Origin of the sequence: Polymorphobacter sp., from assembly GCF_051860865.1 — a bacterium.
GTDB lineage: Bacteria > Pseudomonadota > Alphaproteobacteria > Sphingomonadales > Sphingomonadaceae > Sandarakinorhabdus.
Window position 1 is genome coordinate 1 of record NZ_JBIMKZ010000023.1, and the last position, 21,062, is coordinate 21,062.

The window sequence follows — 21,062 nt, forward strand, 5'->3', positions numbered from 1 at the left end:
GAGCACCGACGATTTCAGCCCCGCCACCCGCTCGCTCAATGCCGATTCGCGGGCGGCGGCGGCCAGATAATCGGCGCGAATAGCGCTACGGATGCGCGCCTGTTCGGCCGCGATCGACCGGTTGATGTCCGCAATCCGCGCGCGCATCTGCTCCATCTGCGGGAAGACATCGCGGTAGAGCCCCGACATTTCGCTATACTGGGCGCTAAGCGTCGCCCGCTGCTGCAGCAGCGCCTGGATTGTCGGGTTGACCAGCTCCTGGGACGCGGTTTGCGACGCCTGGCGCCACCGCTGTTCGGCCTCGATACGACTGCGCTGAGCTTCGGAAAGCGCCGTGTTGAGCTGGACGAGCGACGAGGAGGTCAGCGACGTCTCGCCACCGGTCGCGCCATTGGTGCTCGAAGGCTGAATGTTGATGATGTCGGCATCGCGCGCATATTCGGTCGCCGCACGCTCGGACGCCTCCAGCCGCTCCTTAGCCTGCTGTAACCGCTTGGCCAGCAGATCGCGGGTCAGAACCGCTGACCGGGTCTTGCGTTCCAGATTCGAGGCGATGAAGCTGGAGGCATAGGCGTTGGTGATGCGCTCGGCCATGCGCGGATCGGGCGCTTCGAACGAAATCGTCACGAGACGGCTGTCGGGCACCGGCATGACCGAAAAGCCATCGACCAGCACCTGGGCGGCCCGCGCCGAGGCGGCAGCGATATTTCGGTCAGGCGCCTCGTCCTCATCGAAGCCATAGCCCGGCACGCTGGCGAGATTGAGCACGCGCACGACCCGTTCGGCCAGCGAGCGGCTAGCCAGCAGGCCATATTGGGTGCGCAGATAGTCGGTCCGCGCCATCGATACCGATGCCGTTGCCGACTCTTCGGTGGAGATGACCTTGAACTCTTCCGAGGCGATCTCGAGCGTGGCCGACGCCTGATAGATCTTGGTCGTCATCACCGATATCAGCGCCGCAAGGGCGAGGCAGATGACAATGACGGCCGGTACCACCCAACGCCATTTGAGGATGATCAACCAAAGATCGGCATAGGCCGACCGATCGAGATCATGGCCGAGGCCATCGTAGAAAATGGTCTCGCCACGTTCGGGGGCCCGCAGCGCACGACGCATGCCTCCGCCGGCCTCGACCGGCGTATTGCGATCGCTGGAAGCGAAAACGTCGGAGGTTTGATCGTTCAAGAGGCTGTCCGTCGCTGGAGGATCAGAAGATTCGGAAGAACGCGAGCAGCGGCACCGTCATCACGAAATCACGAAACGTCTGGCGCGACTTCGAGCCATCAACGACAATGATATCGTCGCCGTGAATTGCTGGATCGGGGTCCTGGCCGTTCCTGATGGTGGTCAGGTCGAAGGCGGCGGCCTGGCGCTGGCCCTCTATCTGGCGAAACACGACGACGCGCTTCTCATTGGCGTTCATGTCCGTGCCGCGCGCCAACGCGATGGCCTGCAGCAGCGTTATGTCGCCGGGGATCGGATAGACGCCGGCCTGCTTGACCGAGCCGTCAATGGTCACCGAGCGAAGCTGCGCCGATTTCAACAGGACTTCGACACGCGGGTTGCGCAAATAGGTTGCGTCCAGCCGAGTAGTCAGATCGGCGGCCAGCGTCTTCACCGTCTTCCCCTGGGCCGGGACCGCGCCCACCAAGGGAATCTGCACCTGCCCGCTCTGGTCGACCTGCCGGTCGCCGGAAACGGCTTCGACCTGGAACACGTTGACCGTGACGACGTCGCCGGGTTGCAACAGATGCTCGTCGGCGGTCGACGTCATGCGGGGCAGATCGGGCGACACGAAATCGGCGCGTGAATAAGGAATGTCGCCGCTCCGCTTGGACGCACAGCCTGCAAGCACGACCATCGCGCCGATCAGCGCCGTCGCCACCAGTCTTCCGGGCACGACGCGTGGGCGCGCACCGCGGCCCCGGCTGCCCGGCCCGTTGAGAGGAAATTTGGCCCCTTCACCGCTCTTGTCACCTGTCGGATTCATATGACGCCTATTCATCCACATCGGCCTTGCTTCATAATCACGTCAGATATCAACTTAATTTCAGACATCGTGTTCGCGAAAAATTAACAATCATCAACTGATTATCAAATTATCTTAATTTGCCTTGCGTATGTGCACTAGTTCGTCAAACATTCCAAGTGACAGTTTAGACTACAAGATATTTGTTTTTCATTAATCTATAAGGACGATGCGGCGCAGTATTTCGTTTGCGGTTGGACGCACCTCTTGCGTCTCGCGGGCCGGGCTGTTATATGCAGTCGTAGATATATTGTGTTTGGGAGTGCGTAATGCTGGGCAAGAAATTTCTGACGGGCGCGCTGTTGTCGGCGGTTGTGCTGACGCCACTGCCATCGTTTGCACAGAACCGCCCGGCCCCGGTCGGTGGTGGCGTGGTGGCTGGCACTGCTGCAGCCGGCGGCGGTTTGGCAACAGAGTTGGCTGTTCTGTTGGGATTGGTCGCACTGGGCGGGTTGACGGTTGGCCTGACCGTGGCGACCGAAGGTGAAGACAATCCTGTCAGCCCCTGATCGAGCGTAGGCTCCCCATTTTTGGTCGTTCTCGCGGGGCGAGCTAGCGAAACAGCGCTGGCTTGCCCCGCTTTCGTTTTGGCTTATTTGAGGGCGTCAGGTTGTGGGGCGAGCCCATGTTGTGGGGCGAGCCCATGATGGCATTTGGCCATGCGTCGCGTCCGGGGGGCTCTGATGACGCAGAGGTGCCGATCGCCCGCCGATCCTAGGAAATGCGTGGCCGATCACCCCAACAATCCGTTTGAGCAAGAAATCTCGCGACTATTCAGAAACTCTGCCTTTTCTCGTCACGCACCGGCCTGGTCGGTTCTCGTGTGAATTGGGCATCGAAGGCGATCTGTAGCACATCGGCCAAGGTCTTGACGCCTAGCCGGTCCATCATGCGTGCGCGGTGCATCTCGATGGTTCGAATGCTTCGGTTCATTTCATAGGCCAGCAATTTGTTGGACATGCCCGCGACCAAGCCGTGGAGAACTTCGCGTTCCCGCTTAGAAAGCGCTGCGATTCGGCTCTGGGCAGCAAGCATCCGGTCACTGCTGAACTTGTTTACCGGAGTTTGAAAACTCGCCTTGACCGCGTCGAGCAGACGTTTTTTGGGAAAGGGCTTCTGCAACAGGTCGCGCGCGCCCAGCTTCATCGATCGCACGGCAACGGCAACATCGGCGTGACCGGTAATGACGATCACTTGGGGTCCTTCCTTGCGCTTGGCCAGCGACTCCAGCACATCCATGCCGTGCACGCGCTGCAACTGCAGATCAAGCAGCAGGCATCCTGTCTGCAGTGGCAGGTCGTCGGTCAGAAACTGATCGCCATCGTCGCTGCCGCTGACGGCATAGCCGGCACTGCTGAGCAAAAGCTCGATAGCACGACGAAACTCCGGATCATCGTCAACCACATGAACGCGCTCGGCCGGCGACGTTGTCACAATGAAAACACACGCCAAGATGCCGATGGCCAAAAATTCATTTAACGCATCTCCATCAAACTTAATAAAAAATCAATTTCCGATCCATTGATGCATAATTCATTTAAGAATACATACCCATTATGCCCGACAGAGTACTAAAGCCCCGATTCGGATCTGTGTATAATGTCCGAACGTCAAGGATGTCTTTATACCGATCAATTTACAATTTGACGATTTGCTCGCGATTTCAATACAAAAACTAATGTAGTACTTTCTCTATAGTATTAATACGGGGTTCCGCGCTGCGGTGCTTTGCGCGTGAAGGGTCGCGTGAGACGGGCCAGCGGTTTTGCCTGCGGTGCAGTATGAAAGGCATGCGCCGGATTTCGTCACGCGGCGGCATGGCGATCGGTCCCTCGATAGGGAACGCGCCGCCAGAGTGGGCCCTGGCGGCGACTATGGCTGATGGTGACGCCCTGATCGCCGATGGCAAATGCCGGCGAATAGGGTGGCGGAGTCGGAGGGATTCGAACCCTCGGATCCGGTTACCCAGATCGGCAGTTTAGCAAACTACTGGTTTCAGCCACTCACCCACGACTCCGAAGCGACGGCCTATACCGGTGCCCCCGCCCGGTTGGCAACAGGGCGAATCAACGGCCAATGCTCGAATAGCGGATGCCTCGCCGCGCCATCTCCGCAGGATCATAGACATTGCGAAGGTCAATCAGCACCGGCGCGGTCAGCAGCGCTTTCACCCGGTCCATGTCGAGCGCCCTGAACACGTCCCATTCAGTCACCAGCACGGCCGCGTCAGCGCCTTCCAGCGCATGATAGGGGTCATTGGCATAGTCGACATGGTTCAATACCAGCGCCGCCTGCTCATGGCCTTCCGGATCATAGGCATGGATGGTGGCGCCGCCGTCCTGAAGCGCCTGGATGATGTCGATGGCGGGCGAATCGCGCATGTCGTCGGTATTGGGCTTGAACGTCAGACCGAGAACGGCGATCCGCTTACCACGCACGTTGCCGCCGGCGGCGGCGATCACCTTGCGGGCCATGGCGCGTTTGCGCTGGCTGTTGACCGCCGCCACGGTCTCGACAATCCGGATCGGGGCACCCAGATCCTGCGCAGTCTTGACCAGTGCCAGCGTATCCTTGGGGAAGCATGACCCGCCATAGCCCGGACCGGCATGGAGGAACTTGCTGCCGATGCGATTATCGAGCCCGATACCGCGCGCCACATCCTGGACATTGGCACCGGCCGCCTCGCAGAGATCGGCGATCTCGTTGATGAAGGTGATCTTGGTGGCAAGAAAGGCGTTGGCCGCATATTTGATCAGCTCGGCGGTGCGCCGGCCGACGAACAGGATCGGCGACTGGTTGAGAAACAGCGGGCGATACAGCTCGGCCATCACGGCGCGCGCGCGGTCATCCTCGGTACCGACGACGATCCGGTCGGGCCGCTTGAAATCGCCAATTGCCGCCCCTTCCCGCAGAAATTCGGGGTTGGAGACGACCGCGAATTGCGCCTCGGGGTTGGCCTCGGCCATGATCCGCTCGACCTCGTCGCCGGTCCCGACCGGCACCGTCGACTTGGTGACGATCACCGCATAGCCATCGAGCGCCTTGGCGATCTCGGAGGCAGCCGCATGAACATAGGACAGGTCGGCATGGCCGTCGCCGCGCCGGCTCGGCGTGCCGACCGCAATGAAAATGGCTTCCGCCCCGGCAATGCCCTCGTCCAGCGATGTCGTGAACGACAGGCGCCCGGCGCGAGCATTGCTGGACACCAGTTGCTCGAGCCCCGGCTCGTAAATCGGCATGATGCCGGCGTTCAGCCGCTCGATCTTGCCGGGATCCTTGTCCACACAAACGACATGATGGCCGAAATCGGCAAAACAAGCCCCGGAGACCAGGCCGACATAGCCCGATCCGATCATCGCAACGCGCATTAACCCCAACCTTCCAAGAGACGGCACCGACAGCCCGGCGCCTAGCATGCACACCCCGGCGAGGGAAACCATCGCCGGCCCACCCGGCAACGCTTTTCTCGCCGCTCAGCGCTCGTTAAGCGAACGATGTGAACATTGCGTATTTTCGGGGAGACAAACATGCAGCGACTGCACGGCCTTATCGCCCGCCTGCTGATACCGTTGACGGTGCTGCTGGCCGGGGGCGGCACGCCCGCATTTGCCCAGTCCAACCCCGCTGCAGCACCGCCCGTGGTTGCGCCGCCCCCGCCGGCCTCCTATCCGCCGCCCAAGCCGGTCACCTATGCCGAAGATGACGTGCTCGGGGCGGCCGAGGACGCCTTCGGCAAGGGCACCGAGGGCCTGGCTGAATCGGTTCGCCGCAGCTTTGCCAGCTATGGGCAGCCCAATGCCTATATCGTCGGCCGCGAGGCCGGCGGCGCCATCATCTTCGGGCTGCGCTATGGCTCGGGTACGCTCTATCATGCGGTCGAGGGCGAGCAGAAAATCCACTGGACCGGCCCGTCGGTCGGCTTCGACATCGGCGGCAGCGGCTCGAAATTCTTCGCGCTGGTCTATAATTTGAACGACACCAATGACATTTTCCGCCGCTTCCCGGCCGGCGAAGGCAAGGCCTATCTGATCGGCGGCGTCAGTGCGACCTATCTGCAGCGCGACAACATCATCATCGTGCCGATGAAACTCGGCGTCGGCTGGCGGATCGGCCTGAATGCCGGCTATCTGAAGTTTTCGCGCGAAGGCAAGCTCATCCCCTTCTAAGCCTGGCTCCCCGGTCCCTGCCGCCACATTGCCTCGCTGCGCCACCCTCGCTAGAGGCAGGGGCAGGTTTCAATCCAGCACGAACAGGACCGGCATGAGCAGCATCATCGTAACCACCCGCGACGGCACCGAGCATACGCTCGATGCAAAGCCCGGCATGTCGGTCATGGAGATCATCCGCGAAGGCCGAATCGACGAGCTGCTCGCGCTGTGCGGCGGCTGCTGCTCCTGCGCGACCTGCCATGTTTTCGTCGCCGAGGAAGACCGCGCGCGCACCGGCGCGGCCAATGCCGACGAGAACGACCTGCTCGACAGCTCGGACCACAAGGCCGCCAACTCCCGCCTCTCCTGCCAGATCGCCTTCAGCCCGGCGCTGGATGGCCTCCGGGTCACCATCGCGCCTGAAGATTGAGCACGCTTGTCCTGGCCTCTGCCAGCCCGCGGCGCCTGGCGCTGCTGGCCCGGCTGGGGATCGTGCCCGCTGCGATCGACGCGCCCGATATCGATGAGACGCCGCTGAAAGCGGAGCAGCCGCGCGCCCATGCCCGGCGGCTGGCGCGCGAAAAGGCCGGCCGCGTCGCCGCGCGCCATCCTGGCCACTTCGTCCTCGCCGCCGACACGGTGGTGGCGGTGGGTGCCCGCATCCTGCCCAAGGCCGAGGACGCCGAGACGGCACGCCACTGCCTGGCGCTGATGTCGGGCCGCCGCCATCACGTCATCACCGCGATGGCGCTCGTCAATCCGGACGGCCGGGTGCGCGAAGCCGAGTCGGAAAGTACGGTGATCTTCCACCGGTTGACCGCCGAAGACCTCGACGCGCTGATCGCCGATGGCGACTGGCAAGGCAAGGCCGGCGGCTATGCGCTGCAGGGCACGGCCGAGGCCCATGTCCGCTGGATGGCGGGCAGCTGGTCCGGCATCGTCGGCCTGCCGCTGGCCGAAACCCGCCGGCTGCTCCGCGCCGCAGGCTATCCGCTTGGCTGAAGCGCTGCTGGAAGCCGCCCCCGGCGCCGTTCGCGCGCTGGTACTGGACGGCGCCACCCTCCTCGAGGCGCATCTCGAACGCACCGATGCCGGCCCGCTGCCCGGCGCCCGCCATCTGGCGCGCCTGACGCATGTGCTCGTGCCCCGGCAACGCGGCATCGCCCGGCTGGCCTGCGGCACCGAGGTGCTGCTGTCCCCCCTGCCCCTGGCCGCCGAGGGCGGGCTGGTGGCGCTGGAGATCACCCGCGCCGCGCTGCCCGAGGCCGGCCGGCCGCGTCTGGCCCGCGCCCGGCCGCTTGTCGAGGCACCGGACGGCCACGAGGCGATGGCGCTGTCGCCCGGTCCGCCGCTGGCGGCCCGGCTGGAGGCGGCAGGGCACGCGGTCCGCACCCTGCCTCTGCTGGCCGCTGACGATGCGCTGGAGGCCCATGGCTGGGGCGAGGTGGTCGCCGAGGCGGAATCCGGCCATGTCCGCTTCCCGGCCGGGCTGCTGACGATCAGCCTGACGCCGGCGATGACCGTCATCGACGTCGATGGCACCCTGCCGCCCCCGGCGCTGGCCGAGGCCGCCTGCGTCCCGCTGGCCATGGCGATCCGCCGCCTGGGGCTTGCCGGCAGCATCGCCATCGATTTCCCGACGCTGCAGGGCGCCGCGCGCAAGGCCCACGACCGGCAACTGGCCGAAGCGCTGGCCGTGCACCTGCCGCCACCGTACGAGGTCACCACGATCAATGGGTTCGGGCTGGTCCAGCTGGTCCGCCCGCATCGGCATCCCGGGCTGATGGAATCGGCGCGCACCCCCGGCCACCGCGCGCTGGCGCTGCTCCGCGAGGCTGCCCGCGGTGGCCCCGGCGCCGCTACGCTGACCGGCCCCCCAGCACTGATAGAGTGGCTCACCGCGCGGCCGGCGCTGGTCGAGGAGACGGCGCGGGCTCGCGGCGGGCCGATTACCTTGCAAGCCGACCCAGGGCTCGCCACATCAGCCGCTCATGTCAGCTAAACCTCCTCTTTGCGCCTATTGCGGCAAGGCGCCGCGCGCCCAGGCCTGGCATCCCTTCTGTTCAAAGGGCTGCGCCGACCGCGATCTCCTGCACTGGCTGGGGGAGAGCTATGCGCTGCCCGATCGAAGCCCACTGGACAGCGACGAAGACCCGGTTTAGGACGCCCCCTCGCTCAGCGAGCGCCCGGGTAGCTCAGGGGTAGAGCAGGGGATTGAAAATCCCCGTGTCGGTGGTTCAAATCCGCCCCCGGGCACCATTCCAGCCTAACCCTCTCAAGTAGCTGGATTTCAATGACAAACAGGCGCCCATTGCACCACAATGATGCAACACAGGGCGTCTCCGATATGTTCAAGCTCTCACGCCGTGCCGGGTCCTCGAATTGGCAAGTTCGCAAGCGCTGGCCTCAGGATGTGGCGTCGATTCTTCCCGGCGAGTTCACCGCATCCACCGGCGAAGGCGACAAGCGCCGGGCGGCGGAACGCGTGCCGATGATAGCGGCGGCATACCTCGCCCGGGTAAAGGAAGCGCGGGATCGCCTCGCGGACAACACCCAGCGTGACCTGTCGGCACCCGAAGTGCAGCGGCTGGCGGCAGAGTTCTACGCCAAGGCGCTGCCCAGCTACATGCTCCGCCGCCCCGCCGAGGATCACGCCGCCGTCATGCGGACTACGCAGGAGCGGCTGGCGGACCTGAAAGCTATGCTTGGGCGGCACGACTTCCGCCCGGTCCTCGCCATCGCCAGAACCGCCGTCAAGGACCTGCCGATCCCCGAAGACAGCCCCAGCCTCGACGCGCTGCATCGCATGCTCATGCTGGCCTTCATCGAACTCCACAGGGCAGCCCTCGCGCACCTCCAAGGGGAAACCGCCTACACCCCGGAGAACATCGCCTCGCCCGACCCGGCGGCGGAGGCCGCCCCAGGTAGACGCGTGGCCGACCTCATCGACGCCTACAGCAAGGCAAAGTGGGAGGGGTGGAGCAGGTCCGTCCAGATCGGCATTGCGCCCGTCTTCCGGCTGATCCGGGACGCTCTGCCGGACCGCGATGTCTCCACCGTCAACGAGGCTGACGCAGAGCGCATCCTGTCCCTGCTCAAGGCACTGCCCACCAATATCGGCAAGCGTGCAGCCCTCCGTGGCCTTTCGGTCCCCGAAGCGGTCGAAGCGGGCCGTAGGCTCGGCCTGCCGGTCATCGGCCCCAAGACCATCAACACCGGCTATCTCGTCCACATCAAGGCGATGTTCGCGTGGGCTGTGCAGCGGAAATGGGCCACCGAGAACCCGTTCAGCGGCCTGAGCGTTGCGGACCCCGTTGAAGACGAAGACCGCCGCGACCCGTTCAAGCCAGCAGACCTCAAGCTGCTTTTCGGGTCCGCGCCGTGGCAGCCCGTCAATCGCAATCCAGGCCGCAAGCCCTCGCGCTTCTGGGTCCCCCTCATGGCGCTCTACACGGGCGCGCGGCTGGCCGAACTGGCAGGGCTGCGGTTGGAGGACATCGAGGACCGCGACGGCATTCTGGTCTTCAGCATCCGCCCTCACGAGGGCCGCAGCATCAAAACCAAATCTAGCCGCCGCATTGTGCCGGTCCATACCGAACTCCTCCGCATCGGCTTTCCGGCTTATGTCGCCGAACGGCGCAAGGCAGGCGGGCCGCTGCTGTTTCCCGAATGCGCCCCCAACAGCCGGGGGCAGGTCGGGTCCAAGCTGTCGACATGGTTCACCGGAGTTATCCGCGCCCATGAGATTACCGGCAGGGCCATGGGGATGCACTCGTTCCGCCACGGGTTCGAGGATCGCATTCGCGAGGCAGGCATGGAGGGCACAGGGGCCGCGCTGCGGCTGACCGGCCGGGCGCTGTCCGGCTCCGGCAGAAGCTATGGCGACGGCAACAGCACCGCCGAGCTGCACAGGAGCATGGAGCGCATCACCTATCCCGGTCTGGAACTGTCCCACCTCTACGCCCCCACAGAGTCCCTGTGAGCGTCCCTGAGTCGTGGCGGCCCAAGGGTGGCGGAGAGGCACCCGACGGACTCCAGCGGGCCTCCAGAGGCCCCCAAGCAGCCCCTGCGAACCCGTCCCCGTTCTCCGGTGACGAACTGGGCCACAGCCGCCCCATCCGCTGGGACCGCGCCGCCATCACTGAGAGCGGTAAGGCAGCCGTCTCCGCCATCCTCGCCCAACTGGAAGTCACCGGAGGCCGCAAACGCGCCCGCCGCCCGGAAGACCGCCGCCGCCTACACGGCACGTTGGAGGCCATGCTGCTGGACCTCTACGCCGCAGCCAGAGCGGACCCGACGAGGTTCCTCGCCTATCCGCGCAATGCCGACGACTTCAACCACGGCCGCTACGGCAACAGGCTCATCACTCTCACCGCGGTCCGCACCGTCACCGCCTTTCTCAGCGCCGCCAGCCTCACGGAAGGCGCGGCCGGCTTCTTCGACCGCACCCCCAACGACTTTGGTGGCCCCGGTGAACGCGGCAGACGCACCCGCGTCCGCGCCACACCCGCCCTCATCACGCTGCTGGAGGATGCTGGACTGTCCATCGACGCCATAGGGCAGAAGGGAACGACGGAGACCATCCGCCTGAAGGCTGCCGCCATGGCACGCCGCCAGACCAAGCAGCTGATCGAATATGCCGACACCCCGGAGACCAACAGCCTCCGGAAGAGCCTCGCCAGCATCAACGCCCTCCTTACCGCCACCCAGATCGAGCTTGATGGAGAAGCGCCCTCAGGGCCTCCAGAGGCCCCCGAGGAGCCCGACGCGGAACCGCTGCCTTAATCCAATGACCGCTCCGCCCGGCAGCTCTATCGCGTCTTCAACAACAGCAGCTTTCAGGAGGGCGGGCGCTTCTTTGGCGGCTGGTGGCAGTCGCTCCGCAAGACAGACCGTCAGCGCCTCCTCATCAACGGCGAACCCACCATCGAACTCGACTTCAAGTCGATGCATCCCCGCCTATGCTACCAGTTCGAGAACAACCCGCTCGCCCCCGAAGCAGACCCTTACCTCATCCCCGGCCTGCCGCCCTCCACACGCGGACTCGTCAAGGCAGCTATCGTCCGTCTGCTGAATACAGCCGCCGGCAAGTCCCCAAGGGCACCTGAAGGAGCCGCAGCGGCCCTTCCGCCCGGCATGTCATGGGCGCAGTTCCTGCGGCGTGTGGAGGCGCACCACCGGCCCATCGGCGGATGGTTCCGCACTGGGCGCGGCATGTGCTTGCAGCATCTGGACAGCGCCATCGCCAGCAAGGTCCTCGACTATCTGACCTTCAGAGGCGCACCCTGCCTCCCGGTCCATGACAGCTTCATCGTCCCCCGCTCGCAGGAACGCCAGCTCGGTGAGACGATGGTCCGTGCCTATTATGCCCAGTCCGGCAAGCACGGCGCAGCCAAGGTCCACCCCGTCATCACCGGCTGGTCATCCCCCGCCATGGAAGCCCTGATATGGGACGGGGTAGAGGGACCATGAGCAGCACAGCACCACCGGCCCCCACGGTGCCGCAACGCCATTACTAAGAGGCGTAACAGGGCCGCCCAGATCCCCGAGGCAGGGAGGACACGGCGGGGGCCCTGAGGCTCCCCGCAGCCTAACTAAGAGCCTTAAGCCCCCCGCCGTCATTGGAGGTCCTCAAAGCCGGTCTCATCGATAACTCAGGACCCTACAATAACTCCGGATCCTTGGGGCCAGATTCGTCAATGCGGCCTGATCGTCAGGTCACCCACTGCTGCTTGCCGGAGCTGGAACGTAGGTGCGTTTCAGCGGCAGCAGCACCTGATAGCGCGGCTCGAACTTGTGGTAATGGGCGTAGACCAGTTCCACCAGCGCAACGCCGTCGAGCAGGCGGAGGTTGGGCTTGCCTCGCTCGAAGCTGCGGGCTTCGGCGGTGAAGCCGCCCAGTGTGACGAACAGGCCGTGCTCGCCATGCCCGAGAACACCGATGAGCTGCGCCACCTCGGGCCGCCCGTGGTTGCCTAGCATCTGCTTGCACTGGACCTTGATGATGGGCGGCTCGAAGCCGAGTTCGTCGCGGTGGGCGATGATATCCACGCCGCCGTCGCCAGACTGCTGGGTGACACGGGCATGATAGCCCATGCAGGTAAGCAGATGGGCCACGAACCGCTCGAAGTCATAAGGTGACAGCGCGCTCTTCAGCCGCTTGACGATGAAGTCCTCGGTGCTCTCCTCCACCTGGGCAGACACCTCCTCGGCGCTCGCCTCGTCGAGGTCGGCCGGGATGGGCGTGTCTCCGCTGAGCGCCGCCAGAAACTCATCGGCATGGGTGGTGACGCGGAATAAGGTGATGGCCGAGCCGATTTCATGCAGCGCCGTCTGGGTGAAGCTGGCACGAGGCAGCGCCTTCAGCCATTTCACCTTGCGCCGGTTCGGCCAGTGGCCAGTGGCGGGCTGGTGGGTGTAAGGCCCCTCGATGCGCCCGATGTAAACCTGCCTGTCCACCTTGCACGGGAAGATGATGAGATCGCCCAGCTTCATCTCCACGCTGAAGCGGTAGAGCACTCCGGCATCGCCGGGGATCGCGCCGGGCTTACGATGGGGCAGCGCTGTGGTCACGGCGGCCTTGAAGGCCTCCCGGCTGGGCGCGATGGCCTTGAGGTCGCCCACTTCGTCCCAGCCGATGGCCACGAAATTCTCCTCGATCGGGCTCATGCCCAACGCCTCGCGCATGTGCAGGCCCCACATAACCGGCTCGCTATTGCTCATACTGCTCCCATTCGGCGGCTCAGGTTCACTTGGCCTTCTGTGGCTTGGCGGCGGGGATGCGGTCGGCCTTGCCGGCCATCAGCGCCTTCAGATAGTCCGCCATGCGGTCCTCGTGGCCGGCCCAAGGGTCCTCGGGGCGCGGCGGGTCATTTTCGGGGCTGTTGGACGTGTCTGGATCGACCATCTCGCTGGCTCCTTGAGAAGGGGACTCAGGCTGCCCCGTCGCCCCCAATGATGGACGGGAAGCGGGCGTCCAAGTCTTGAAATAGAACCACCGCAGCGGCAAACTCGAAGTCGGCTCCAGGGCCCTTGGCAGGGCGCTTGGCGGCCATCGTCGTCGTTAGCGTGTCGAGAAGCTCACGCTTGTAGACCGTGTCGAGATTGCCTTCGAGTTGCTCCCCCTTCGTCTCGATTACCACGATCCTCTTCCGCTGCGTCGCATCGCGAAGAGCGCCAATTAGGAAGTCCGGGTAGACATTCCCCCTCCGCCAGCCACGCACGGCATAGCTGCCCCGCGCCGTGCCGTTGCGGTGCCACCAGCGCACCGCTGATGCATCGTCCAGATAGACAGCAAAGCACTGCTCCGCGTCATTCAAGTCAGCCCGGTAGATCGGCAGGAACAGGCTGTGAGCCAGAGCCTTGCCCGTCGCACCGCGCAAATCCGGCGCAGTTATTGGCTGAGAAGTGAGGATATGCTCCGGCGCCAACCAATCGCCCCCGTCACCCCGCAGTCTGAAGTGAATGGAGCCAGCCGCCAGCCCAGCCTTGAACAGGGCCTCGGCCTGAGCCTCCCGCTCCCTCGTCAGCGCCGCCCGCAGCCGGTCGACCACCAGTGTACCCAGCTTGCCCAGCAAGACGTCATCCCAGCCGCGCGCCTTCAGCTTGGCGACTAGCCCGGCCACCACATCCCACGCGGCGAAGCTGTTGGGCACCAGATCAGCGATGATCCGCACCGCATAGGTGGCGTCAAAGCGCGCTTCCATGGCGAAGGTCTCGGCATCGTCCGTCTCCACGCCTTTATCCCCGGCGCGGAGCCTGATCATCTGCATCTTGCCCGCCTCTGCATTGCGCGGAATGGCATCGGCCAGCGCATCCAAGTCAAGCCTTGACCAGTCCACCAGCGGGAACAGGTCCGTCTCTGCATCCAATGGCCGTTCCCGCCCAAGATCATCCGTCACCAGCACTTGCGGCAGCGCGATGTTAAGCGGCTGGAACTCCGCCCGCCGTGGCAAGTTGCGCGGGACGCCGTCGCCAGGCGTGGACGTGCCAGGCAGCGTGACGTCTTGCGACAGATCGCCCAGCCCGTCGCCCTCCAGCCCTTTCTTGATGGCCTCTACAGTGGCCTTCGTGTCGGCTCGATGGGCATAGACGTAGCATTCATCCAGCGGCGTCACGTCCGTCTTGGCGGCGTGGGGCTGGCGCAGAATGCGGCCGACGAGCTGGGTCATCGCCGACTCGTTGCCATTGGCGGCCAGAGCGCACAGCACATAGGCGAAGGGGCAATCCCAACCTTCCGCAAGTGCCGCCTTGGTGATAATCGCCCGCACCTGACAACGCGGGCTGAGAAGGTCGCGGTTTTCCGGCTTGTCCAGATCGTTCACTTCGGCCGTCTTCACGGCAATCTCGGCGTCATCCAGCCCGGCGGCAGACTTCAACCAGGCGCGCGCATCCTCCGCGTGGATATAGCCGCTGTCGCGCTGCTCTGCCCCGGTGCGCTCCACCTGCACCAACAGGATGGGCCGGATATAGGGGCCGCCTTCGCCCTCCAGCCGCCGCGCCGTCGCTTCCAGTTCCTCCAGCCGTTCCCACGCCAGTCGCAGCGTGTCCCGCCAGTCGCTGCTATCCACCGGCAGGACATTCATAGGCATCTTGATCATGCCCTCCCGCTCCAGCTCCCGCCCGGTGATTTCGACCAGGACATTGGCAATGCGGCCCGGCTTGCCCGGCCGGGGCTTCACGTCGCGCGGTGTCGCCGTTAGCTCCAGCACCAGCGACGGGTTGAAGCCATAGAGCGTGGCATAGGCCAGATCAGAGACAGCCTTCTGGCCTTCGTCCATGATCACCACCGGGCGCACGATTCGCATGGCGTTGCCCATGCTCGCCTTCACCATCGGCCAGGGCGGCCCGCCATCGGCCAGATCGTAAATGTCGAGGTTCGGGATCACCGCCTTCTGCTGGGCATGGGCCAGTTGATCACCATCGGGCGGCACAAAGCCATGCACGTCGCCCCGGTCGCGGAAAAGGCGCAGCGCCTCCTTATTCTCCCGGTTCGATGATTGCAGCATCAGCACAATCACGCACAGGTTGGCCTCCAGGTCGCGGGCGTGGAGCGGGTCGGTCTTCTCCATGATGATCGTGCGGTTGGCCGACACGCGGTCCAGGGTTTGGCGATAGAGATGATCGCGGTTCCTGAGCGCCTTCAGCGTCTGCGAATAGATCGCTTCATTGGGCACGATCCACAACACCATGCCGTTGTTGGCATTCATGAAGCGGCCAAAGATGCGCGCGAGGGCTGCACAGGCAAGATAGGTCTTACCGCCACCCGTGGGCACCTTCAGCGTGACATTGGGCACTGGCAGCCCGTCGCCAGACAGGCGCGGCGAGAATTCACGCGGGCCGTCCTTGCCGGCGGGCAGCTTTCCCATTCGCTTCCAAGCCTCGGCCGGGAAGTCATGGTGCTGGATTGGAAGTCCGGGCTTCGTAGCCTTCAGCTTCGCTATCTCATCGAAGCTGGCCTTTTCCTCGGCTAACAGACCCAACCAGGCGTCCAGCGACTTCAGCGCCCGCTCCTGATAGACAAGCTCCCGGAAGGCCATGGTCAGGCCGTTTCAAGGCGATAGAGGGCGAAGGGCAGCGGCGCATAGTCGACGTTCAGCCGTTCCTTCACCAACAGCTCGCGGGACACAAAGCGGGCTGGCGCGAAGACCAGATGATTGCCCGCTGACGTCGCAGCGATGGCCCGCGCCTTTGCCAGCGACAGGGCGGCCTCGGTGGAACGCAGCCACTCCCCGTCTGACTTGTAGATCAGCCAATAGGTTCGCTCGGCATGGACGCCCAGCTTCACCACCCCCTCGCCAATCTCCGGCGCGGCGGTGATGCTGCCCGGCTCCAGGGTCTTGGCGGTTGCCGTGTGCCACAACAGCCCGGCCATCGCCTCCAGCGCGGGCAGGGTATCGCCGGAAAGAATCTTATCCATTTCGATAGGCGCGCCTAGCGTGCAATAGGTAAATCTCTCGTTATCGGCACCACGTTGGTTAATAACGCGCCGGACCCTTTCGGCCGTCAATTCGTCTGCATAATCTTCGCCTTCAGCCAAAATGAAGCGTCGGTTCCCGCCATCGCGACGATTCAGCTCTAGTACTGCGTGGGCGGTTGTTCCCGAGCCAGCAAACGAGTCAACAACCAGCGCCGTGTCATTGGCAACATAAGCGAGGAGCCATTCGATAAGCGTGTATGTCTTTGGATTCTTGAAGGCCTGCTTTCGCTCTGGAAAAAGGGAGCGGAGCTCGTTCGCACCCCTTCTGCCGTCTATCTCTACAACGCTAGGCATTTTTTCGCTGTATTCAGACAGTGGAAGTTTTAACCGGATTAGTTGATCCTCTGACTCACTGAAAATAATTCGCCCTTGTTCAAGCAATTTATCGCGGGTCTCTTCAGGAAACCGATATCCCATAAGAGGTTGAGGAACTGGCTTGCCTGTCAAGGGATTTTCCAGTTCCCAGCGATACCCCTCCTTGCCGGGGTTATGGACGCTTCTACTCGCGGTATAGATTCCGCCCCTATCGATAAGGCTGTATTCAGCGAGTGGCCCAAGCTGCAAACGATGTTGCCGAAACCATCTAGAATAGGCGGCTTGCGCAATTTCCGGATCGTCAAAGTCCGATAAGATTTCATTGCTAACTGCTACCATTTTCTCTTTGATGTCAGACCAAGGCGATTTCCAGACCGGCTCAACTTCGTCTCTTTTATGGCAGAAAATTAGGACATATTCATGCTCAACCGCAACATTTGTAGGATTGTTGTCGGTAGCATTTTTCCAGATACAAGTTCCAATATGTGAGTTGTCCCCTAACAATTCGCGAAGCATCAGCGTCGCCGCTGCGACCTCGTTTTCATCGATGCTAACAAATAGAATGCCGCCGGGGCGCAATAATTCTTTAATCAAAGATACGCGTGGCCACATCATGGTCAACCACTTATCGTGCCTCAATTTGTCATCGATGTTGATCGGATTATCGTTCACCCATTCCTTAATCATGGGCGCGTCCACCCGGTCGCTGTAGCTCCAATCATCCTTTCCTGTGTTGTAGGGAGGATCGATGTAAAAGCAGTCCACTTTGCCCGCATACATCGGCAGCAGCGCCTTCAGGGCGTGGAGATTGTCGCCATGGATGATCAGATTGCCGTCCAGCCGGGGCGCACCAATGCCCTTTGCAGCGTGCATCTCCACGGGCCGGAAGGGCACGGTGAGATGGTGGTTGTAGACGAATTCCTTGCCCTTGAATTGCAGCTCTGGCACCGGTCATGCTCCCCTTTCCCGGCACCCTAGCCCCTGCCTCGCCTCCCCGGCAACCGGGCGGCACGCCAAACTGGCAAACGGGTAAACAGATCAGGTGCGGTCACTTCCGGCACAGATTTTCGAGATGGCGGATATACGAGAGGCTGTCGCTCAGGCCCCCCATGCCCCCCTCGCGCCTCATAGGGCCTTTGCGACCAGCCGAGTCCCCCTTGAGTCCAGCCGAGTCCCACCTTAATCGACCCGCCATACAAATCCGCCTAACGACGGTAGCGCAGACTTGTATGGAGCATGGCAATGAAGGTGGTGACCTACTTCCGGGTATCGACGGCAGCGCAAGGCCGGTCAGGTCTCGGCCTCGAAGCACAGCGTGCAGCCGTGGCGGCGTTCGTCGCCAGCCGGGGCGCGGACGTCCTGTCCGAGTTCACGGAGGTGGAGTCCGGCAAGCGGGCTGACCGGCCTCAGCTGATCCGCGCGCTTCATCATGCGACTGTCACCGGGGCAACGCTGGTGGTGGCCAAGCTGGACCGCCTCAGTCGGGACGCCGCCTTCCTGCTCACGCTGCGCAACAGCGGCGCCAGGTTCATCGCTGCCGACAACCCGGACGTGAACAACCTCACCGTGGGCCTGCTCGCTGTCATCGCGCAGGACGAGCGCGAGCGCATAGCCGAGCGCACCCGCAGCGCCTTGGCGGCGGCGAAGGCACGCGGACAGACCCTCGGCAACCCGAACGGCGCAGCAGCGCTCCGCAAGGCTAACAAGGGCAACGCAGCAGCCCTGAAGGCGGTGAAGGAGACGGCAGACCTCCACGCCGCCAAGCTCGCGCCCGTCATCGCCGATCTGCGCCAGTCCGGCCTCACATCACTGGCGACCCTCGCCCGCGAGTTGAACGAACGGGGCATGTTGACGCCGCGCAGGTGCCGCTGGCACCCGTCATCAGTTAGGAACCTATTGCACCGGCTGGACGCCTGACCGCTTCTCGCTCGTTTCTGCCCTGCCCTGCTTTTTTTCTTGGGACCGAGGGGCCCCGGGACCTCCAAAGGACACTGACATGCGCTATTGGCTTAAGGTGAGCGGCCGCCTGTTCGGCGACAGTCACAGCACCTTGAAAGCAGCTCGCAAGGCCGCCGAGGAACTCAAGGTCGCCATGCCCGACGCCGTTGTGGCGATAACGGGCATTCGCAAGTGAGCCATGGATACTGATGGTCTGACCTCAGCGCCGGCGAGCGATGAATCACCTGAGACGAATTCGCCCTGAGCCCTGCATTTTTTCTGGACATGTCCGTGTCCTGTCCATACACGTGTCCAATCATCAACGATGGACAGGATTTGTTTGTGACTTCTCAAGCCATCAAACTTTCCGCGAAAGAGCGGACCAACTTGCGTTACGCCCTCCGCTCGCATCCCGATGTACTCACTCAAGTGGGGAAGCTTTCGGACATCAGCGCTCTCAACAAAACTACTCTGCTTGAGGCTGCGCAAGAGCTTGGCATCGATATCGAAGCGGCGAAAGCAGGGGACCATCTCGCAAGGGCAGCCTGGGATTCTCCCGAGGCAGCCGAACAGCGTCGCCGTTCGGAAGAAAAGCCGGCGTTTGTTGGCTCATTTGAAGAGCCCATGACGTTTGAACTCCTCGGGAGTTCTATCACGAGGACACTTCGTGTGAGCTACGAGCTGACGCCGTTCTGGCCATATGTGGATGATGAGACCGGTGAAGAAGTTCAAGGCTGGGAGCAGAGCTCAATGCGCTACGACTTCCTTATTCGCCGCGAAGTTGGGGTAATCGGAAGTGGCCCCGGCGGGAAAGCGCGCCAGCGCCGCGAGAAAAAAGAATGGGTCAACTGTACCGAGCTGTTCATCCACCAAATGCTGGGAGATGATTTTGACAAGGTGATCGACGACAAGATCGAAGAGATGTGTCGGCGAGAGAACAAGGCTCGAAAGCGCAGGCATGGAATACCAGAGTTGGTATGGAGGTTTGAGATTGGCAACATCGTTGTCTGCTGCGAAGAACAGAAGTCACTCTTCGCCGAACCATTGAATTACAACAAGGGTTCTAACGACCCTGCCTACCATGCTCTCGTCGAGGATATTGAGAGCGGCAAGGTATGGCTCTCCGATTTCGTTGCGACAGTCACACGCAATGGCTACGAGATTGGCAAAGGGAGCGACCGTCAGCGTGTTCTGCCAGCCTCGGAAACCAATCTTCGCCCATTTCGGAATCTGGCGGTCCGGAACGCTATATCTGCCGCTCGGGAACACGAGTCAGATGCCTAACGTCTGCGTTGCGCGCTGCTCTACCAGCGCGCTACACAACTGTCCGCAAGGCGTCTTGTAAGTTATTGAAAACGTATGCGTATCCGGGGCGATATTCTGGTCCGCCCCCGGGCACCATTTTTAAATCGCGATAATGACAAATGGCGGCCCTTCGAAGGGCCACGCCCGAAGCGAATCAACCGGCCGGCGGCACTGGCGTATCGCTGGCTTTGCGGTCCCTGGCGATCGGCGTGAACGGCCCCAGGCCGCAGCTGGCGCCGCGCATGCCGGGCTGACCCTGGATCAGCACGGTGATGATATCCACCGAACACAGCTGGGTAATGCTCGTGGAATAGCTGAATGCCTGCTGGAAGCCGAGCTGGGGGCAGCTGTTCGGCAAGCGGTTCCGATACACATCGCCGTTACGCGTGATGAAATCGATCGTGCTGTCGTCGACCACGCGGGTGTTGCGGATATCCTGAAGCTGCAGGCACATCCGTTCGGCGCCGGTCGGCTTCAGTTCGGCGACTTCCCGTCTGGGACCCGACGCACAACCGGAGGCGGCAAGTCCAAGCAACACTACAGCCAATGATACAGAAGTACGAGCGCCCATGCCGAAACTCCCAGACCCGAAATAGGGGGTGGCCCGATACGCTGACCACCCCTGAACACAAACACTTTACTAGCACGCTACGCAACCATTACATCTGGGTGTTGCTAGGGCCAGCCGCCTGAACAATCGCTGAACTCAATACGTCGGCTTTCCCAGGAAAGTTGCAGGAGAGAAACGCGACACAAGCGTCGCAGCGCGGCTTTCGCGCCACGCAGATGTAGCGCCCGTGCAGAATCAGCCAGATATGCGCGTGACGGCGATAAGGCACCGGCGTTGCCTTGAGAATTGCCATCTCGACGGCAAGCGGTGTCTTGCCCGGCGCAAGGCCGGTGCGGTTGGCGACGCGGAAGATATGGGTATCGACCGCGCAGGTCTCCTCGCCAAAGGCCTCGTTCAAGACGACATTGGCCGTCTTGCGGCCGACGCCAGGCAGCGCCTCCAGCGCCTCGCGCTGGCGCGGCACCTCACCGCCATGGCGCGCGATCAGCAGCTCGGACAGTGCAATCACGTTCTTCGCCTTGGTGTTGAACAGGCCGATGGTCTTGATGTGCTCACGCACCGTCGATTCGCCGAGTGCCACCATCTTTTGCGGTGTATCGGCCAGCACGAACAGCGCCCGCGTCGCCTTGTTGACCCCCACATCGGTCGACTGGGCCGAGAGCACCACGGCCACAAGCAGCGTATAGGCATTGACATGGTCCAGCTCGGTGCGCGGTTCGGGATGCTGGGCCTGGAGGGCCTGATAAAAACCCTCGACCTGGACTTTGGTCATGCGTT

At 63.0% G+C, this 21,062-nt stretch carries 22 protein-coding genes and 2 tRNA genes; 13 read left to right on the forward strand and 11 right to left on the reverse strand.

The window, feature by feature from the left end; translation table 11 throughout:
• Both ACTIFJ_RS06110 and ACTIFJ_RS06115 read right to left on the reverse strand, forming a co-directional pair.
• Window positions 1-1,116: GumC family protein (locus tag ACTIFJ_RS06110; RefSeq protein WP_439533211.1), on the reverse strand; the 1,116-nt coding region annotated here is incomplete at its 3' end.
• Window positions 1,117-1,207: 91 nt separating this feature from the next.
• On the reverse strand, window positions 1,208-1,885 hold the full coding sequence (locus tag ACTIFJ_RS06115) for a polysaccharide biosynthesis/export family protein (RefSeq protein ID WP_439533212.1): 678 nt from the start codon (window positions 1,883-1,885) through the stop codon (window positions 1,208-1,210).
• A gap of 413 nt (window positions 1,886-2,298) precedes the next feature.
• Here ACTIFJ_RS06115 and ACTIFJ_RS06120 point away from each other — a divergent pair, with 413 nt between their 5' ends.
• A complete protein-coding gene (locus ACTIFJ_RS06120; protein ID WP_439533213.1) occupies window positions 2,299-2,538 on the forward strand; it encodes a hypothetical protein in 240 nt (79 codons plus the stop codon).
• Window positions 2,539-2,803: 265 nt separating this feature from the next.
• Here ACTIFJ_RS06120 and ACTIFJ_RS06125 read toward each other — a convergent pair whose 3' ends face one another.
• From ACTIFJ_RS06125 to ACTIFJ_RS06135, 3 genes are all read right to left on the reverse strand, one after another.
• Complete coding sequence (locus ACTIFJ_RS06125; RefSeq protein WP_439533214.1) at window positions 2,804-3,496, reverse strand: response regulator transcription factor; 693 nt, start codon at window positions 3,494-3,496, stop codon at window positions 2,804-2,806.
• Window positions 3,497-3,954: 458 nt separating this feature from the next.
• Window positions 3,955-4,046, reverse strand: a tRNA-Ser gene (locus tag ACTIFJ_RS06130).
• A gap of 49 nt (window positions 4,047-4,095) precedes the next feature.
• Window positions 4,096-5,397 carry a UDP-glucose dehydrogenase family protein gene (locus ACTIFJ_RS06135; RefSeq protein ID WP_439533215.1) on the reverse strand — a complete coding sequence of 434 codons (1,302 nt, stop codon included), beginning with the start codon at window positions 5,395-5,397 and terminating at the stop codon, window positions 4,096-4,098.
• 159 nt (window positions 5,398-5,556) lie between these two features.
• Here ACTIFJ_RS06135 and ACTIFJ_RS06140 point away from each other — a divergent pair, with 159 nt between their 5' ends.
• From ACTIFJ_RS06140 to ACTIFJ_RS06180, 9 genes are all read left to right on the forward strand, one after another.
• Window positions 5,557-6,195, forward strand: coding sequence for a DUF1134 domain-containing protein (locus tag ACTIFJ_RS06140; protein ID WP_439533216.1), 639 nt, complete (start codon window positions 5,557-5,559; stop codon window positions 6,193-6,195).
• Window positions 6,196-6,289: 94 nt separating this feature from the next.
• On the forward strand, window positions 6,290-6,607 hold the full coding sequence (locus ACTIFJ_RS06145; protein WP_439533217.1) for a 2Fe-2S iron-sulfur cluster-binding protein: 318 nt from the start codon (window positions 6,290-6,292) through the stop codon (window positions 6,605-6,607).
• A complete protein-coding gene (locus ACTIFJ_RS06150; RefSeq protein WP_439533218.1) occupies window positions 6,604-7,179 on the forward strand; it encodes a Maf family protein in 576 nt (191 codons plus the stop codon). The genes ACTIFJ_RS06145 and ACTIFJ_RS06150 overlap by 4 nt, the downstream gene beginning before the upstream one ends.
• Entirely contained in the window at window positions 7,172-8,179 is a 1,008-nt protein-coding gene (locus ACTIFJ_RS06155) for a ribonuclease (RefSeq protein WP_439533219.1), read from the forward strand. Before ACTIFJ_RS06150 ends, ACTIFJ_RS06155 begins: the two co-directional genes overlap by 8 nt.
• Window positions 8,169-8,339 (forward strand): DNA gyrase inhibitor YacG, encoded by a 171-nt coding sequence (yacG, locus tag ACTIFJ_RS06160; protein ID WP_439533220.1) that lies wholly within the window; start codon window positions 8,169-8,171, stop codon window positions 8,337-8,339. Before ACTIFJ_RS06155 ends, yacG begins: the two co-directional genes overlap by 11 nt.
• Before the next feature lie 22 nt (window positions 8,340-8,361).
• Window positions 8,362-8,436: transfer RNA gene (locus ACTIFJ_RS06165), tRNA-Phe, on the forward strand.
• Between the two features lie 88 nt (window positions 8,437-8,524).
• Entirely contained in the window at window positions 8,525-10,159 is a 1,635-nt protein-coding gene (locus tag ACTIFJ_RS06170) for a site-specific integrase (RefSeq protein WP_439533221.1), read from the forward strand.
• A 275-nt stretch (window positions 10,160-10,434) separates the two neighbouring features.
• The gene (locus tag ACTIFJ_RS06175) at window positions 10,435-10,962 is read left to right on the forward strand and encodes a hypothetical protein (protein WP_439533222.1); all 528 of its coding nucleotides are present in this window, start codon (window positions 10,435-10,437) and stop codon (window positions 10,960-10,962) included.
• A 351-nt stretch (window positions 10,963-11,313) separates the two neighbouring features.
• Complete coding sequence (locus tag ACTIFJ_RS06180; protein ID WP_439533223.1) at window positions 11,314-11,649, forward strand: hypothetical protein; 336 nt, start codon at window positions 11,314-11,316, stop codon at window positions 11,647-11,649.
• A gap of 246 nt (window positions 11,650-11,895) precedes the next feature.
• Here ACTIFJ_RS06180 and ACTIFJ_RS06185 read toward each other — a convergent pair whose 3' ends face one another.
• Genes ACTIFJ_RS06185 through ACTIFJ_RS06200 form a run of 4 tightly spaced genes read right to left on the reverse strand, consistent with a single transcriptional unit; the run spans window position 11,896 to window position 17,419 of the window.
• Entirely contained in the window at window positions 11,896-12,900 is a 1,005-nt protein-coding gene (locus tag ACTIFJ_RS06185) for a restriction endonuclease (RefSeq protein ID WP_439533224.1), read from the reverse strand.
• Window positions 12,901-12,925: 25 nt separating this feature from the next.
• The gene (locus ACTIFJ_RS06190) at window positions 12,926-13,084 is read right to left on the reverse strand and encodes a hypothetical protein (protein WP_439533225.1); all 159 of its coding nucleotides are present in this window, start codon (window positions 13,082-13,084) and stop codon (window positions 12,926-12,928) included.
• A gap of 25 nt (window positions 13,085-13,109) precedes the next feature.
• Entirely contained in the window at window positions 13,110-15,716 is a 2,607-nt protein-coding gene (locus ACTIFJ_RS06195) for a DEAD/DEAH box helicase (RefSeq protein WP_439533226.1), read from the reverse strand.
• Between the two features lie 2 nt (window positions 15,717-15,718).
• Window positions 15,719-17,419: a site-specific DNA-methyltransferase gene (locus ACTIFJ_RS06200; protein WP_439533227.1), complete on the reverse strand. Its 1,701-nt coding sequence runs from the start codon at window positions 17,417-17,419 to the stop codon at window positions 15,719-15,721.
• 294 nt (window positions 17,420-17,713) lie between these two features.
• Here ACTIFJ_RS06200 and ACTIFJ_RS06205 point away from each other — a divergent pair, with 294 nt between their 5' ends.
• From ACTIFJ_RS06205 to ACTIFJ_RS06215, 3 genes are all read left to right on the forward strand, one after another.
• Window positions 17,714-18,388 carry a recombinase family protein gene (locus ACTIFJ_RS06205; RefSeq protein WP_439533228.1) on the forward strand — a complete coding sequence of 225 codons (675 nt, stop codon included), beginning with the start codon at window positions 17,714-17,716 and terminating at the stop codon, window positions 18,386-18,388.
• A gap of 79 nt (window positions 18,389-18,467) precedes the next feature.
• Window positions 18,468-18,605 carry a hypothetical protein gene (locus tag ACTIFJ_RS06210; protein ID WP_439533229.1) on the forward strand — a complete coding sequence of 46 codons (138 nt, stop codon included), beginning with the start codon at window positions 18,468-18,470 and terminating at the stop codon, window positions 18,603-18,605.
• 146 nt (window positions 18,606-18,751) lie between these two features.
• Window positions 18,752-19,693, forward strand: a complete 942-nt coding sequence (locus ACTIFJ_RS06215; RefSeq protein ID WP_439533230.1) for a hypothetical protein — start codon at window positions 18,752-18,754, stop codon at window positions 19,691-19,693.
• 175 nt (window positions 19,694-19,868) lie between these two features.
• Here ACTIFJ_RS06215 and ACTIFJ_RS06220 read toward each other — a convergent pair whose 3' ends face one another.
• Together ACTIFJ_RS06220 and nth are read right to left on the reverse strand one after the other, a co-directional pair.
• Window positions 19,869-20,285, reverse strand: a complete 417-nt coding sequence (locus tag ACTIFJ_RS06220) for a hypothetical protein (RefSeq protein ID WP_439533231.1) — start codon at window positions 20,283-20,285, stop codon at window positions 19,869-19,871.
• Window positions 20,286-20,373: 88 nt separating this feature from the next.
• Window positions 20,374-21,057, reverse strand: a complete 684-nt coding sequence (nth, locus tag ACTIFJ_RS06225; RefSeq protein WP_439533232.1) for an endonuclease III — start codon at window positions 21,055-21,057, stop codon at window positions 20,374-20,376.
• Window positions 21,058-21,062 lie beyond the last annotated feature (5 nt).

What these genes read in the sequence shown, in the direction of transcription:
- ACTIFJ_RS06120 (WP_439533213.1), top strand. Translation starts at nt 2,299, where the DNA reads ATGCTGGGCAAGAAATTTCTGACGGGCGCGCTGTTGTCGGCGGTTGTG.
- ACTIFJ_RS06135 (WP_439533215.1), bottom strand. Translation starts at nt 5,397, where the DNA reads ATGCGCGTTGCGATGATCGGATCGGGCTATGTCGGCCTGGTCTCCGGG.
- ACTIFJ_RS06140 (WP_439533216.1), top strand. Translation starts at nt 5,557, where the DNA reads ATGCAGCGACTGCACGGCCTTATCGCCCGCCTGCTGATACCGTTGACG.
- ACTIFJ_RS06145 (WP_439533217.1), top strand. Translation starts at nt 6,290, where the DNA reads ATGAGCAGCATCATCGTAACCACCCGCGACGGCACCGAGCATACGCTC.
- yacG (WP_439533220.1), top strand. Translation starts at nt 8,169, where the DNA reads ATGTCAGCTAAACCTCCTCTTTGCGCCTATTGCGGCAAGGCGCCGCGC.
- ACTIFJ_RS06170 (WP_439533221.1), top strand. Translation starts at nt 8,525, where the DNA reads ATGTTCAAGCTCTCACGCCGTGCCGGGTCCTCGAATTGGCAAGTTCGC.
- ACTIFJ_RS06175 (WP_439533222.1), top strand. Translation starts at nt 10,435, where the DNA reads ATGCTGCTGGACCTCTACGCCGCAGCCAGAGCGGACCCGACGAGGTTC.
- ACTIFJ_RS06180 (WP_439533223.1), top strand. Translation starts at nt 11,314, where the DNA reads ATGTCATGGGCGCAGTTCCTGCGGCGTGTGGAGGCGCACCACCGGCCC.
- ACTIFJ_RS06185 (WP_439533224.1), bottom strand. Translation starts at nt 12,900, where the DNA reads ATGAGCAATAGCGAGCCGGTTATGTGGGGCCTGCACATGCGCGAGGCG.
- ACTIFJ_RS06190 (WP_439533225.1), bottom strand. Translation starts at nt 13,084, where the DNA reads ATGGTCGATCCAGACACGTCCAACAGCCCCGAAAATGACCCGCCGCGC.
- ACTIFJ_RS06195 (WP_439533226.1), bottom strand. Translation starts at nt 15,716, where the DNA reads ATGGCCTTCCGGGAGCTTGTCTATCAGGAGCGGGCGCTGAAGTCGCTG.
- ACTIFJ_RS06205 (WP_439533228.1), top strand. Translation starts at nt 17,714, where the DNA reads ATGAAGGTGGTGACCTACTTCCGGGTATCGACGGCAGCGCAAGGCCGG.
- ACTIFJ_RS06210 (WP_439533229.1), top strand. Translation starts at nt 18,468, where the DNA reads ATGCGCTATTGGCTTAAGGTGAGCGGCCGCCTGTTCGGCGACAGTCAC.
- ACTIFJ_RS06220 (WP_439533231.1), bottom strand. Translation starts at nt 20,285, where the DNA reads ATGGGCGCTCGTACTTCTGTATCATTGGCTGTAGTGTTGCTTGGACTT.
- nth (WP_439533232.1), bottom strand. Translation starts at nt 21,057, where the DNA reads ATGACCAAAGTCCAGGTCGAGGGTTTTTATCAGGCCCTCCAGGCCCAG.